A 13,006-nucleotide genomic window follows, 5' to 3' on the forward strand; every position below is an offset into this window, starting at 1 on the left:
AACTTTGGTTAAATGACTTTTATCTAAATGAACATAGATTTCAGTAGTTGTGATACTTTCATGACCAAGCATTAATTGTATAGAACGTAAATCGGCATCATTTTGTAATAAGTGAGTAGCAAAAGAATGCCTAAAAGTATGGGGAGAGATCTTCTTTTTAAGTCCAATTTTCTCACCTAATTGTTTAATGATTGTAAAAATCATAGCTCTTGTTAGTTGTTTCCCTCTTCGGTTTAAAAATAACGTGTCCTCAAAGCCAGCTTGAATATTAAGATGGTTTCGAATTTCAGTTCTGTATATATTAATATATTTCTTAGTAATGTCAACTATAGGGACGAAACGCTGTTTATCGCCTTTTCCCGTGACTTTTATAAAGCTTTCATCAAAAAATAAATCAGATAATTTTAAATTTATTAGTTCGCTAACACGCAAGCCACAGCCGTAGAGCGTTTCTAGTATAGCTCTATTTCGTTCACCTTCAGGTTTGCTTAAATCTATTGCGTTTATTAGTTTATCTATTTCCTGTTCAGATAGAGTGTCTGGTAGTTTTCTTCCAATTTTAGGGGATTCGATTAACTGTAATGGGTTTGATGCTCTGTAATCTTCAAAAATTAAATAGTCAAAAAAGCTGCGTAAACCTGAGATTATTCGCGATTGAGATCTGGCATTAATATTTTTAGCTATTTCATAAATAAATTGCTGTACTGTTTCTGAATTAATTTTAATAGGAGAAGTAGAAACTTTATTTATTTCTAAATAGCCAATTAACTTTTTAACATCCCTAGAATAACTATCGATAGAATTTTTAGATAATCCACGTTCTATTTGTAGATATAGTTTATAATCTTTTAGAGCTTGTTCCCATTTCATGAAAGCAAAAATAATATAAAAGTTATAAAGAATTTTATTATGTTAAATAACGGAAATATGACTTATAATTTTCAAATACATATTGCCATTTCATCAAAGTAAAAATAGAATAATTAATCTAAAATTAATATCCGATACTTTAAAGTTGTCATATTAAAGATTCATCAATATAAATTAATGCCAGCAATTTGGGAAGGATAAACATGATCTAAGTCATTTTAGAACTACTAGCCATTTTCTAAATTCGTTTTATAAAAACAATTAAATACTATAAATTATGAAAAAAACATTATTTTTTGTAGTGCTTATGTTATCTTACTTTAGCGTAAATGCACAAAATGAAAATGATCAAACCGCTAAAAATAGTTGGTTGATTGAAGTCAATACTGGTTTTGGAGGCTTTGAAAATGTTGGTAATACTGATTTTGGATTGGCAACTTCTGACGGTGAAACAATTTGGTCGGTTGGAGCTGAAGGTGGTTACTTTGTAATGGATGATTTAGCTATTAAAGTTGGTTTGGGTTATGCTGATTTTGATGGAGACTCTATATTTTCTTATAAATTAGGAGGAAAATATTATGTTATTGGGACTATACCTGTACAAGTTGATATAACGGGATCTAGTGTTGATGAATTATCTGAAGATCCTTTATGGTTAGGATTGCAAGGAGGCTATGCGATTTTATTAAGCGATAACGTTAGTGTAGAGCCTGGTATTAGGTATAACGTATCATTAAATGAAGATTATACTGATGAAGGTGTTTTTGAAATTCGTATAGGGTTTGTCTTATTTTTCTAAAATCAAATAAAAAAACCGAAGCTCAACTTCGGTTTTTTTTACGAATTGTGTGTTTATAAAAACCACCTAAGGTGATACTTGATTTGGTATTTTTCAATAAAAATTTAAAAAAAAGTAAGTACAGTCTTGTTTATTTATATTATTTTTAAAATGAACTTCAATAACAATTAAACTTTAATTATATCTTATTTATATTGTTTTGATTTTTTTATTCTAAGAAAAACATATCTCTATATTTGCAATTATTAACTAACTAAAAATAATGGTTAATGAAAAAACTTATTATTATTAATGGCCCAAATTTAAATTTACTTGGTAAAAGAGAACCTAATATTTATGGCAGTTTATCTTTTACCGACTTTTTAGTTGAGATTAAGGATAAATATACAACTGTTGAAATTGATTATTTTCAATCTAACATTGAAGGGGAACTTATAGACAAACTTCATGAAGTAGGCTTTTCTTATGATGGTATCATTTTAAATGCGGCTGCTTATACGCATACATCAGTTGGTTTGGGAGATGCAGTAAAAGCTATTGAAACTCCTGTTGTTGAAGTTCATATTTCTAATACGTTTAATCGAGAAGAGTTTCGTCATCAATCTTTTATTTCACCAAATGCAAAAGGTGTTATTCTAGGTTTTGGATTACAGAGTTACGAATTAGCTATTCAGAGTTTTTAAAGCCGCACAAAGTTTTTCTAAGAGAAGGAATGTTCAATTTTTAATCTGTATGCATAAAATTATTTGCTCTTCTATGTTCTTAATTATCTGTTTGTCTTCTCAGGGACAATCTAACAGTAATTTTGGGGTAAAGGGCGGATTAAATCTAACCTTCTTTAAAGTTAATGAATCTAATTTTGGCTTTAACCCAGATACTGAAATAGGGTATTATGGTGGTGTTTTTTTTGATTTTGAAATAGATGAATTACTTTCTATTCAGCCAGAAATATTATATATAGGTTTAAGGGACTTTCATTTTTTAAATGCACCTATTTATGTGAAGTATGAAATGGCTAAACATTTAGATGTTATGGTGGGACCAAGTATCAATTATTTTTTCGACTTTTTTACAAATAAACTTAAAATACGTGCCGATTTAAGTACCGCTTATAATATGACATCCAATATTGATATTCATCTAAAATATACCATAGGCTTTGAAGAAATAACTCCTAACGGATTATTTGTTGGGCTTGGATATAAATTCTAAAAAAAAATGCGATTCGTTTTAGAATCGCATCTTTTTAAATGTAAATATATAAAGCCTTATTATAAGTGAATCACTTCATCATAAGCATCAGCAACAGCTTCCATTACCGCTTCACTCATTGTTGGATGCGGATGCACTGCTTTTAATACTTCATGACCTGTAGTTTCTAATTTTCTACCTAAAACAGCTTCAGCAATCATATCTGTAACACCAGCACCAATCATATGGCAACCTAGCCATTCTCCATATTTAGCATCAAAAATAACTTTTACAAAACCATCTTTATTTCCGCCAGCACTCGCTTTTCCAGAAGCAGAGAACGGGAATTTTCCAATTTTCACTTCTATGCCTTTTTCTTTTGCTTGTTTTTCAGTTAACCCTACACTGGCAATTTCTGGAGTACAATAGGTGCAACCAGGAATATTTCCATAATCTAAAGCTTCAACATGTTGTCCTGCAATTTTCTCAACGCATAAAATACCTTCAGCCGATGCTACGTGCGCTAAGGCCTGACCAGGTGTAACATCTCCAATGGCATAATACCCGGGAATATTAGTTTGGTAAAAATCGTTTACTAATATTTTATCTCTATCAACAGCTATACCTACATCTTCTAGACCTATATTCTCAATATTGGTTTTAATACCTACGGCGCTTAAAACAATATCGGCTTCCAGAATTTCTTCGCCTTTACTTGTTTTTATAGTAGCTTTAACACCGTCGCCAGAAGTATCTACTTGAGTTACTTCGGCCGATGTCATAATTTTAATACCAGTCTTTTTAAATGAGCGTTCAAGTTGTTTTGAAACATCTTCATCTTCAACAGGAACAATGTTAGGTAAATATTCAACAATAGTAACCTCAGTTCCCATAGAATTATAAAAATATGCAAACTCAACACCTATAGCTCCCGAACCAACTACGATCATTTTCTTTGGTTGTTCAGGTAATGTCATGGCTTCTCTATAGCCAATTACTTTTTTTCCATCTTGTGGTAAACTAGGTAATTCTCTTGAGCGTGCACCAGTAGCTACAATAATATGGTCTGCACTGTATATGGTACCTTCAACATCAATCTTTTTACCAGGTATAAGTTTTCCAAACCCTTCAATAACATCAATTTTGTTCTTCTTCATTAAGAACTGAACGCCTTTGCTCATACCATCAGCAACACCACGGCTACGTTTTACCACAGCATCAAAGTCTTTATCAAAACCCTTTACAGATAGACCATAATCATCGGCATGTTTCAAGTATTCGAATACTTGAGCAGATTTTAATAAAGCTTTTGTTGGAATACAACCCCAATTTAAACAAACACCACCAAGACTCTCTTTTTCAACAATAGCTGTTTTAAAACCTAATTGTGACGCTCTAATAGCTGTAACATAACCGCCAGGGCCACTTCCAAGTACAATAATATCGTATTTACTCATCAGAATAATTTAATCGTTATTTCAAGGCACGAATTTACAAAACCTAATTTGAATAAAGAATTTAGAACCTTATAAATTTATATCTTTATGCCCAATAATTAGTATATGAACATACCTAGAACTAGTTTTCCAAGAATTGTTATTATCGGCGGAGGCTTTGCTGGCGTATCATTAGCCAAAAAATTATCTAAACAAGAGGTTCAGGTTGTTTTGCTTGATAAACACAACTATCACACATTTCAACCGCTTTTATATCAAGTATCAACTGGAGGATTAGAACCGGATTCTATAGCGTATCCCATTAGAAAAATTCTTAAAAATTACCCCAATTTTCATTTTAGATTAGCTCATGTAGATGAAATTAAAACGGCAACTAATGAGGTAATAACAGATATTGGTGTTTTAAAATTTGATTATTTAGTCATTGCCTCAGGATCAAAAACGAATTATTTTGGAAATTCTGAGATTGAGAAGTACAGTATGGCAATGAAAACCATACCTCAATCACTCAATTTAAGAAGTTTAATACTCGAAAATTTTGAAGAGGCTTTATTAACCTCTGATTTAAATGAACGCAATGCTTTAATGAATTTTGTTATTGTAGGTGCTGGACCAACAGGTGTTGAATTGGCTGGTGCTTTGGCGGAAATAAAAAAGGGAATCCTTCCTAAAGATTATCCAGATTTAGATACCAGATTAGTTCAAATAAATTTGATACAATCAGGTGATAAGATTCTTAAAGAGATGAGTGAGAACGCATCAGAAAAAGCTGAGGATTTCTTAGAAAATTTAGGCGTCAATGTTTGGAAAAACGTAAGAGTTACGAATTATGATGGTAAACGGGTGACGACCAATTCAGATTTAATTTTTGAAACCGCTACACTTATATGGGCAGCAGGCGTTAAAGGGGCCTCTATAAAAGGCATTGATAGTTCTGAATTTACTACAAAAGGAAATCGTATTTTGGTCAATGAGTTTAATCAAGTAAAAGGGTTTAAACACATATTCGCTATTGGAGATGTGGCGTGTATGGAAAATGAAGAATTTCCAAGAGGATTACCCATGATGGCGCAACCAGCGATTCAGCAAGGAAATCAATTAGGCGACAATATTCTGCGCTTTATTGAAGATAAACCAATGATTCCGTTTCAATATAAAGACAAAGGTTCTATGGCCACCATAGGTAGAAATAAGGCTGTGGTCGATTTGAAACACTTTAAATTTCAAGGTGTTTTTGCATGGTACGTTTGGATGTTTGTACATTTGTTTTTCCTAATCGGATTTAGAAACCGTTTGGTGGTTTTTATAAATTGGGTTTATAATTATATAAGGTTTGATAGAGAGGCCAGATTAATTATAAGGCCCTTTAAAAAGAAAATCAAACCAGAATAGAATACATTAGTCTTTAAATAAAAACAGAAATAAACTCGAGATATTCATTTATTTTTGTTAAATTTCAAAAAATATTAACCAACCAATTTTATATCAAATGAAAAAACATGTCACAATTGCCATGATGATATTTTCTGTCGTCATGTTTTCACAAAAGAAAAAAAACGGAACAATTTACAAAGAACATCCTGCTATTGCTGTAGTTGAGGCCATGCAACAAGCTTTTATTAAGGGTGATACTGCTACTGTTTCTAGTTATTTAGCAGATAACTTTAGGGCTATGAACGGAATGAATGATAATCCTGAAGCTGAAGGACAAACTAAACAAAACTTTTTAAATAGTTCAATCGGGTGGAATAAGAACTTTGCCTATTTAAGTATTTCTAGACAAGGAGAAGCCTATCCTGATGCCTTAGAATATGATGGTGATACTGGTCTTTGGGTACAAACCTGGGATTATATAAGAGGTATTCACGAAGAAACAGGTTCAAAAATAGATATGCCTGTTCATAGATTGTATGTCGTTAACAAAGATAATAAGATTGCCAGAGCAATAACCTATGATGATGGATGGGCCTGGAAAGAACTTAGAGAAAGAAGAAGCGTTAGAACTAATGGTACCATTTATAAAGAGCATGATAATATCAATAAAGTACTTAGAATGATGGCGGCTCTTGAGCATAGTGATGTAGATAAGGCCTTTAGCTATTTTACAGACGATGCCAGATTTTCTAATTTAGATATGGCTGCTGGAGAAACCGGATCTTTAGCTGATGAAAAGGAAGGGTTTTCTAACATGATAAAAAACTGGACTATAGATAGAATAGATGTTAGAGGTTATCCTGATTATTTAGAATATGAAGATTCTAATTCTAAAGTAGTTCAATCTTGGTGGACAGCTAGAATGACCAGAAAATCTGATGGTAAAAAAGTTAAAATACCATTGATGCTTACGCATGATTTTAACGATGAAGGTATGATTACTCGAGAAGCAGGTTATTATACTTTAGCTGCTTTAAGTGCAAAATAAAATTTAAGATATATAAAAAAACCTTCAAAAATTTTTGAAGGTTTTTTTTATGCTTTATTTTGAAAACGATGTTTTCCGTCATTTTCAATAAATTTTTTAACATTGAATTTTAAGGATTCACTTTTTGGAATCGATAAAGATTGCCATTCTTTTACTTTAAGTAGTTTTCCTAAAAAAACCATTTGACCAATATGATAGGGGTAATGACTTAATTGCATTAAAATGGCCTCGTTAACAGTATGAGCTTCATTTCTTATATATATAATTTTATCTAGATCATTAACTGTAATAGATTTTAATGCAGTAAAAAGGCATTTCCATCCGTTATTCCAGTTTTCAATAAGGTCTTCTGTGGTTTTGTAAGTATCTTCAAATTCTTGGTCTCGATGTCTCCATTCCTTTTCCCCATCTTCAGTTAAAAAGTTAGTTCATCGACTTAACATATTGCCCACCAAATGCTTTACTATGATAGAAATTGAATTTGAATCTTTTGAAATTTCATTTGATAATTCATCAAAACTCAAAATTTCAAAAGTTTTATCGCCCAAACTTTTGTAATATTCAAATTCCTTTTACGCACTTTCAAGAAAACTATTCTTCATCATTTTTAAAATCAATACTTAGAGAATTTACACAATAACGCGTCCCTGTTTCTGTTGGGCCATCATTAAAAACATGCCCTAAATGTCCACCACAATTTGAACAAACTATTTCAGTTCTTATCATGCCATGGCTTTTATCTAGAATATATTCAACAGTTCCTTTAATAGATTCGTCAAAACTTGGCCAACCACAGTGGGCATCAAATTTACTATTACTTTCAAACAACTGTTGATTGCAAGCAGCACAGACATAGCTACCATTTTCAAAATGGAGATTATATTTACCAGTATGTGGTCTTTCAGTCCCCTTTTTTCTTAAAACGTTATACTGTTGTTCAGTAAGTTGTTCTTTCCACTCGCTTTCTGATTTTTCTATATGATATTTTTTACTCATCTTTTGGTATAAATTTTATGGCAACGCCGTTGATACAATGTCTTAAACCCGTTGTTTTTTTAGGACCATCATTAAAAACATGCCCTAAGTGGCCACCGCAAGCAGCACAATGTTCTTCCTTTCCATATATGAAGTTAGAATCACTTGAATAAGCAACATTTCCTTTAATTTCTCTATCAAAACTTGGCCAGCCAGAGCCTGAATCATATTTATGTTCGCTTTTAAATAATGGGGTGCCACAAGCAGCACATACATAAACGCCCTCCTCATTATTTTTATTCAACTCACTGGAGAATCTTGACTCTGTTCCTTGTTGTCTTAATACATAATATTGTTCAGGAGTTAAGATTTGTTTCCATTCTGCATCTGATTTAGAAACCTTAAATGAATCATATTTTTGTGAATCGTTTTTTTGGGCATTTCCATTACAATTAAAAAGGGCCACTGAGATAATTAAAATAATCATTTTTTTCATAACTAAATATTTTTTCTTTTAGGTCGGAATTAAACCTTAAACATAACAATAACAAAATGCGAATTATAAAACATAAAATTAATATTGTATAAAAAAAATAAGGTTCATTTTTGTATTTTTATAAAAAATTAAACATAATGAAATCGAACAAAATATTTACAACATTATTTTTTTTAATTATTTTTTTGTCGTGTGCTACAAATCCGTTTACTGGGAAGCAGACTATGGCATTACCGGGAACAGAGAATAGTTCTTTATTTCCAGCAGCCTTCCAACAATATGACCAATTTTTAAGTGAAAACAAGGTGGTAACGGGTACTTCTGATGCTGCTATGGTAACCAGAGTTGGCCAAAAAATAGCAGTAGCGGCAGAACGTTGGTTAAATGCGAATGGTTATGTGGGTTATTTGAAAGATTATAAATGGGAGTATAAATTGGTTGATGATAAAGCCGTAAATGCGTGGTGTATGCCAGGTGGAAAAATTGTTGTTTATACAGGTATTTTACCAATATCTAAAAATGAAGCAGGCTTAGCGGCCATCATGGGACATGAGGTGTCTCATGCATTAGCTAATCATGGTCAACAGCGAATGAGTGCGAGTATGCTTCAGCAAATTGGTGCTGTTGGGTTAAATGTAGCTCTTAAAGACGATGAAAATATAGACCTTTTTAATCAAGCCTATGGAATTGGAACTCAAGTAGGGGGTATGTTACCCTTTAGTAGAAGTCATGAAATTGAAGCCGATACTATTGGATTAACGCTTATGGCAATTGCAGGATATAACCCAGATGAAGCTGCAGAACTATGGAAAAGAATGAGCGCACAAAGTGGAGGACAAGCTCCACCTGAATTGTTAAGCACACATCCTTCTAATGATTCGAGAATAGCAAACTTAACATCATTGGCTCCTAAAGCTAGAGAAGAGGCTAGAAAATTCGGAGTTACATCGTTTAAATAATAATTTAACTTTTCATTTAAAATATTTGTTTACTTTAGAAGCTGCTGTAAAAAAGCAGCTTTTTTATTATGGGTGAATTAAAAAAGGGAAGTAAAAAATTGCTTAATGCATGGGCTTTTTATGATTGGGCTAACTCAGTTTATAGTTTGGTTATCGCTTCTGCCATTTTCCCCATATTTTATGGATCACTTTTTAGGGTTGCCGAAATTGAGAAAGTTAAGATTTTTGGAGGTGAAATAGCGAGGGCTCCTTTAATAAGTTATACAACTTCTCTCGCTTTTGTTTTTATAGCCATCACAACGCCATTAATTTCAGGTATTGCTGATTATTTAGGGAATAAAAAGATGTTTATGAAATTCTTCTGTTATTTAGGAGGTCTTTCTTGTATAGGTTTATACTGGTTTTCTTTAGAGCATATTTACTTTAGTCTGGTTTGTTATTTTTTTGGACTGGTTGGCTTTTGGGTGAGTTTTGCTATTAACAATTCATACTTACCAGATATAGCATTTTCACATCAACAAGACAGGATTAGTGCTAAGGGATTTTCTTTGGGATATGTAGGAAGTGTCATTCTGTTGTTATTTAATTTGGCAATGGTGATGAAACCAGATTTTTTTGGAATCACTACCGATGTTGATGGTGTTGCAGAAATTAAGGCTATGAAATATTCTTTTATTTCTGTTGGAATATGGTGGATTGTTTTTAGTCAATATTCTTTTTATTATTTACCAAAGGGAAACAAAAAAGAAAGTCCTAGAAAACAAATTATTCTAAATGGTTTTAGAGAATTAAAGTTAGTTTGGCATCAGTTAGGCGAAAACATAAAATTAAAGCGTTATTTAGGAGCGTTTTTCGTTTATAGTATGGCTGTGCAAACAGTTATGCTAATTGCAACGTATTTTGGAGAAGAAGAAATTGCTTGGGGAACAGACACAGAGCGCACTATTGGTCTTATTGTAAGTATATTAGTCATTCAGGTTGTCGCTATTATAGGAGCAATTACGACCGCTAGAATTTCTAAAATTTTAGGGAATATTAAAACGCTTATTATTATTAATGTACTATGGGTTTTCATTTGTGTTTATGCATATTTCGTGATTACACCGATGGATTTTTATATAGCTGCTGGATGCGTTGGTATTGTTATGGGCGGAATTCAAGCACTATCTAGATCTACCTATTCTAAATTTTTACCGGAAACAAAAGATACTGCCTCGTTTTTTAGCTTTTACGATGTATCCGAAAAAATTGGAATTGTAATAGGCACTTTTCTTTATGGTTTTGTAGCTCAAATAACAGGAAGTATGCGTAATGCTGTGTTATTTTTATTTATTTTCTTTTTGATTGGCATTATACTATTGTTTAAAGTGCCAAAAGAAAACACAGAATCTAAGTAAAATTAAAACGACGCTTTTGGCGCCGTTTTATAGTTTGATTGATGATATTAATTGGCTTTATTGTGTAATACTTCCAGAACCAGCAACTTTGGTATCTTCTTTTCCGGGATTTCCTTTATAAACGATATCGCCAGAGCCACTTACTCTTGCTTTAATACTTTCTAAACTGGTAACTTTTGCATCACCAGAACCAGCTACAGATACTTCCGTGGTTTTAGATTGCAGGTCAAGACCATGAAAATCACCAGAACCAGAGACACTAGTTTTAAGACTATTTGTGCTTCCTTTTAAAGTCAGGTCACCCGAACCAGCTAAAGAGGCTTTAACGTAACTCGTTTTTATATTTAGTGTCACATCACCGGAGCCTGCCAGAGAAACACTTAAATTTTCACAAGCTATTACATCTTCATTCCATAAATCACCAGAACCGGCAAGCGATATGTTGCTTATGTCTTTAAAAGGGATTGTAATTTTTATAGTTTTTTTATTACTTGGTTTTAGATTCACTTTATTTTTTGTTTTTACAATTAAATGATTGTCTTTAACTTCTGTAACAATATATTCTAAAAGATTTTCTTCACCTTCAATTTTAATAGTTCCCTCGCTACCGCTAACAAGAATATAATCGAATGATCCAGCACATTTTATTCCTTCATAATCTGTAGTAGATCTTGTTATTGTTTCCATTTTACCATTTCCTTTTATTGATTTATTCCATTGCGCATAAGATGCAGTAGCAAAGAAAAGACATGTTATTAAAAGTGCTGTTTGATTTTTGATTAATGTTTTCATGTTTTTGAATCTATTATTATAGATAATTAGTTTTTCTTAAAGGTTATGCTTCCGTAATCTGAGTTAATTTTAATTAAACTTGAAGCGCTACTTTTGCCGTAATAACCTGCATAATATTTTTCACCTGATTCATCATGCTTTTTAGTGAATTCAAAATCATCCGCATTTCTAATAGAACCATATTCTGTATTGATGTCAAAATTAAAGTGGTAATCTGGATGGTAGCCAATGGTGATTCCTAAATAATCAGATTTAATATTAAGATTTCCGGCATTTGCAGTCATTTGGTCAATTTTAAGTGAACCATAATCTGCTTCAATTATGATATTTTTATAGACGTCTCCAAAACGCATCGTTAAATAATCGCCATTTCCTGTGATATTATTAGCTTTATTAATATTTATAGATCCATAATCACAATTAAAAGTAATAACTTCTGCTACTTCTATTATTGATTTTGTATAATCTGCATTTATATCTAGTTTTTTTGTTTTACCAACTGTAAAACCACTATAATCTGCATTTATTTTTCCACTATTTATATATTCAAAATAGCTATTACTAGTATAGTCAAATGAAATCATGTTATTTTCTGCCATGAGCTCTTTGGTTGTGATCTTTCCATAATCACAATTAATAGTTGCCTTTCCTTCTAATTTATCTAAATTAATACTACCATAGTCGTTGTTTAAATTAACACTATTGGTGATTGGAAGTTTTACAGTATAATTTATTTCCATACTTACCTTGCTGTTTCCCCAATTCCACCAGGACTTTTTATTATTAAAAGTCGTTTTAGCATCAACTAAACTTGAAGAGGCATTAAAACTAACATCGATGCCATCAAGCTTTTTCATTACTTTTTCTTCATCATTACCGCTAACTTTTATGTTCACTTCTATGACTATTTTATTTCCACTATAGGTTATAATATCAAGATTTCCATAGCTGTTATCAATTTTCAAAAGCGCATTACTGTTAACAGTATATTCTTTTTTAATTGTTTTTTCTTTTTCATATTTCCCTTTTAAAGTATTATTGCTTAATACAATGGCAGGTATTAAAAACAGGATATATACTGTCTTAAATAATAATTGAGTTTTCATTTTTATTTTCTTTTAAGTTTTTAACATTTTCAATAGTTTGCATGACGCTATTCAATAAATCTATTCTTGTTTGAAAGTTTGAAATCATGGCATAGATAACGCGTTTATCATCACCACTTTCCGTTAAGTCAATCTTTAAAGATTCATACTCTTTCTCAAGAATTTCCATTTGCTTCATGGCATCATTAATCAATTTTTCTGTTTCAGGAGAACGTTCTTCATTTAGTTTTAATAACTCTTCTGAAATTGTAAGTGTAAAGAAATTTTGAGTTTCTGCCATTTCTGGAGATACACTGGCTAAATCTTTAACATCTTCTGCGGGCTTTAATAGCACAAAAACACTAAAACAAATAACTATTGAAGCCGCAATGCTTAAGAACGGTTTCCAGAAATTAAACGCACCTGAATCACTTTTTGTAGTTATTGATTGTTGATTTTTAAGTTTTAATAAAAACCGGTCGTGATGTCCAATACCTGGGTTTTCAACATCAAATTCTGATCGTAATTCATCAAAAAGCATATCTATATTATCTTTTTTCATT

Annotated in this window: 14 protein-coding genes and 1 pseudogene; 7 read left to right on the forward strand and 8 right to left on the reverse strand. The window is 31.7% G+C overall.

Features of this window, described 5'->3' with window-relative positions; all coding sequences use genetic code 11:
- Positions 1-870 (reverse strand): site-specific tyrosine recombinase/integron integrase (gene xerA, locus AC15TD_RS13970; RefSeq protein ID WP_484452758.1); only part of this gene is annotated, 870 nt, incomplete at its 3' end.
- A 277-nt stretch (positions 871-1,147) separates the two neighbouring features.
- Here xerA and AC15TD_RS13975 point away from each other — a divergent pair.
- The 3 genes from AC15TD_RS13975 to AC15TD_RS13985 all read left to right on the forward strand — a co-directional run bounded on the left by AC15TD_RS13975 (position 1,148) and on the right by AC15TD_RS13985 (position 2,881).
- Positions 1,148-1,669 carry a hypothetical protein gene (locus AC15TD_RS13975; RefSeq protein WP_484452759.1) on the forward strand — a complete coding sequence of 174 codons (522 nt, stop codon included), beginning with the start codon at positions 1,148-1,150 and terminating at the stop codon, positions 1,667-1,669.
- A gap of 269 nt (positions 1,670-1,938) precedes the next feature.
- Positions 1,939-2,352, forward strand: coding sequence for a type II 3-dehydroquinate dehydratase (aroQ, locus tag AC15TD_RS13980; RefSeq protein ID WP_484452760.1), 414 nt, complete (start codon positions 1,939-1,941; stop codon positions 2,350-2,352).
- Between the two features lie 73 nt (positions 2,353-2,425).
- The gene (locus AC15TD_RS13985; protein WP_484452761.1) at positions 2,426-2,881 is read left to right on the forward strand and encodes a porin family protein; all 456 of its coding nucleotides are present in this window, start codon (positions 2,426-2,428) and stop codon (positions 2,879-2,881) included.
- A 59-nt stretch (positions 2,882-2,940) separates the two neighbouring features.
- Here AC15TD_RS13985 and lpdA read toward each other — a convergent pair whose 3' ends face one another.
- A complete protein-coding gene (gene lpdA, locus AC15TD_RS13990; protein ID WP_484452762.1) occupies positions 2,941-4,317 on the reverse strand; it encodes a dihydrolipoyl dehydrogenase in 1,377 nt (458 codons plus the stop codon).
- Positions 4,318-4,422: 105 nt separating this feature from the next.
- On the opposite strand from lpdA, the gene AC15TD_RS13995 reads away from it, so the two are divergent.
- Both AC15TD_RS13995 and AC15TD_RS14000 read left to right on the forward strand, forming a co-directional pair.
- Positions 4,423-5,709 (forward strand): NAD(P)/FAD-dependent oxidoreductase, encoded by a 1,287-nt coding sequence (locus AC15TD_RS13995; RefSeq protein ID WP_484452763.1) that lies wholly within the window; start codon positions 4,423-4,425, stop codon positions 5,707-5,709.
- A gap of 97 nt (positions 5,710-5,806) precedes the next feature.
- Positions 5,807-6,739 carry a nuclear transport factor 2 family protein gene (locus AC15TD_RS14000; RefSeq protein WP_484452764.1) on the forward strand — a complete coding sequence of 311 codons (933 nt, stop codon included), beginning with the start codon at positions 5,807-5,809 and terminating at the stop codon, positions 6,737-6,739.
- A gap of 47 nt (positions 6,740-6,786) precedes the next feature.
- Here the strand turns inward: AC15TD_RS14000 and AC15TD_RS14005 are convergent.
- From AC15TD_RS14005 to msrB (AC15TD_RS14015), 3 genes and pseudogenes are all read right to left on the reverse strand, one after another.
- Positions 6,787-7,296: pseudogene (locus AC15TD_RS14005) on the reverse strand (DUF1572 family protein); the annotation flags it as partial.
- 34 nt (positions 7,297-7,330) lie between these two features.
- Complete coding sequence (gene msrB, locus AC15TD_RS14010) at positions 7,331-7,735, reverse strand: peptide-methionine (R)-S-oxide reductase MsrB (protein WP_484452765.1); 405 nt, start codon at positions 7,733-7,735, stop codon at positions 7,331-7,333.
- The gene (gene msrB, locus AC15TD_RS14015; RefSeq protein WP_484452766.1) at positions 7,728-8,210 is read right to left on the reverse strand and encodes a peptide-methionine (R)-S-oxide reductase MsrB; all 483 of its coding nucleotides are present in this window, start codon (positions 8,208-8,210) and stop codon (positions 7,728-7,730) included. The genes msrB (AC15TD_RS14010) and msrB (AC15TD_RS14015) overlap by 8 nt, the downstream gene beginning before the upstream one ends.
- A gap of 137 nt (positions 8,211-8,347) precedes the next feature.
- Between msrB (AC15TD_RS14015) and AC15TD_RS14020 the strand changes: the two genes are divergently transcribed.
- A complete protein-coding gene (locus tag AC15TD_RS14020) occupies positions 8,348-9,169 on the forward strand; it encodes a M48 family metallopeptidase (protein WP_484452767.1) in 822 nt (273 codons plus the stop codon).
- 68 nt (positions 9,170-9,237) lie between these two features.
- On the forward strand, positions 9,238-10,566 hold the full coding sequence (locus AC15TD_RS14025) for an MFS transporter (protein ID WP_484452768.1): 1,329 nt from the start codon (positions 9,238-9,240) through the stop codon (positions 10,564-10,566).
- A 57-nt stretch (positions 10,567-10,623) separates the two neighbouring features.
- On the opposite strand, the gene AC15TD_RS14030 is transcribed toward AC15TD_RS14025, so the two are convergent.
- The 3 genes from AC15TD_RS14030 to AC15TD_RS14040 are packed head-to-tail and all read right to left on the reverse strand — an operon-like array spanning position 10,624 to position 13,005.
- Entirely contained in the window at positions 10,624-11,358 is a 735-nt protein-coding gene (locus AC15TD_RS14030; RefSeq protein ID WP_484452769.1) for a head GIN domain-containing protein, read from the reverse strand.
- A gap of 26 nt (positions 11,359-11,384) precedes the next feature.
- Positions 11,385-12,464 (reverse strand): DUF4097 family beta strand repeat-containing protein, encoded by a 1,080-nt coding sequence (locus AC15TD_RS14035; protein ID WP_484452770.1) that lies wholly within the window; start codon positions 12,462-12,464, stop codon positions 11,385-11,387.
- On the reverse strand, positions 12,442-13,005 hold the full coding sequence (locus tag AC15TD_RS14040) for a hypothetical protein (RefSeq protein WP_484452771.1): 564 nt from the start codon (positions 13,003-13,005) through the stop codon (positions 12,442-12,444). Before AC15TD_RS14040 ends, AC15TD_RS14035 begins: the two co-directional genes overlap by 23 nt.
- Position 13,006 lies beyond the last annotated feature (1 nt).

The organism is Yeosuana sp. (assembly GCF_057126245.1).

Coding starts and splice junctions, on each gene's coding strand:
- AC15TD_RS13975 (WP_484452759.1), top strand. CDS start 1,148: ATGAAAAAAACATTATTTTTTGTAGTGCTTATGTTATCTTACTTTAGC.
- aroQ (WP_484452760.1), top strand. CDS start 1,939: ATGAAAAAACTTATTATTATTAATGGCCCAAATTTAAATTTACTTGGT.
- AC15TD_RS13985 (WP_484452761.1), top strand. CDS start 2,426: ATGTTCTTAATTATCTGTTTGTCTTCTCAGGGACAATCTAACAGTAAT.
- lpdA (WP_484452762.1), bottom strand. CDS start 4,317: ATGAGTAAATACGATATTATTGTACTTGGAAGTGGCCCTGGCGGTTAT.
- AC15TD_RS13995 (WP_484452763.1), top strand. CDS start 4,423: ATGAACATACCTAGAACTAGTTTTCCAAGAATTGTTATTATCGGCGGA.
- AC15TD_RS14000 (WP_484452764.1), top strand. CDS start 5,807: ATGAAAAAACATGTCACAATTGCCATGATGATATTTTCTGTCGTCATG.
- msrB (WP_484452765.1), bottom strand. CDS start 7,735: ATGAGTAAAAAATATCATATAGAAAAATCAGAAAGCGAGTGGAAAGAA.
- msrB (WP_484452766.1), bottom strand. CDS start 8,210: ATGAAAAAAATGATTATTTTAATTATCTCAGTGGCCCTTTTTAATTGT.
- AC15TD_RS14020 (WP_484452767.1), top strand. CDS start 8,348: ATGAAATCGAACAAAATATTTACAACATTATTTTTTTTAATTATTTTT.
- AC15TD_RS14025 (WP_484452768.1), top strand. CDS start 9,238: ATGGGTGAATTAAAAAAGGGAAGTAAAAAATTGCTTAATGCATGGGCT.
- AC15TD_RS14030 (WP_484452769.1), bottom strand. CDS start 11,358: ATGAAAACATTAATCAAAAATCAAACAGCACTTTTAATAACATGTCTT.
- AC15TD_RS14035 (WP_484452770.1), bottom strand. CDS start 12,464: ATGAAAACTCAATTATTATTTAAGACAGTATATATCCTGTTTTTAATA.
- AC15TD_RS14040 (WP_484452771.1), bottom strand. CDS start 13,005: ATGAAAAAAGATAATATAGATATGCTTTTTGATGAATTACGATCAGAA.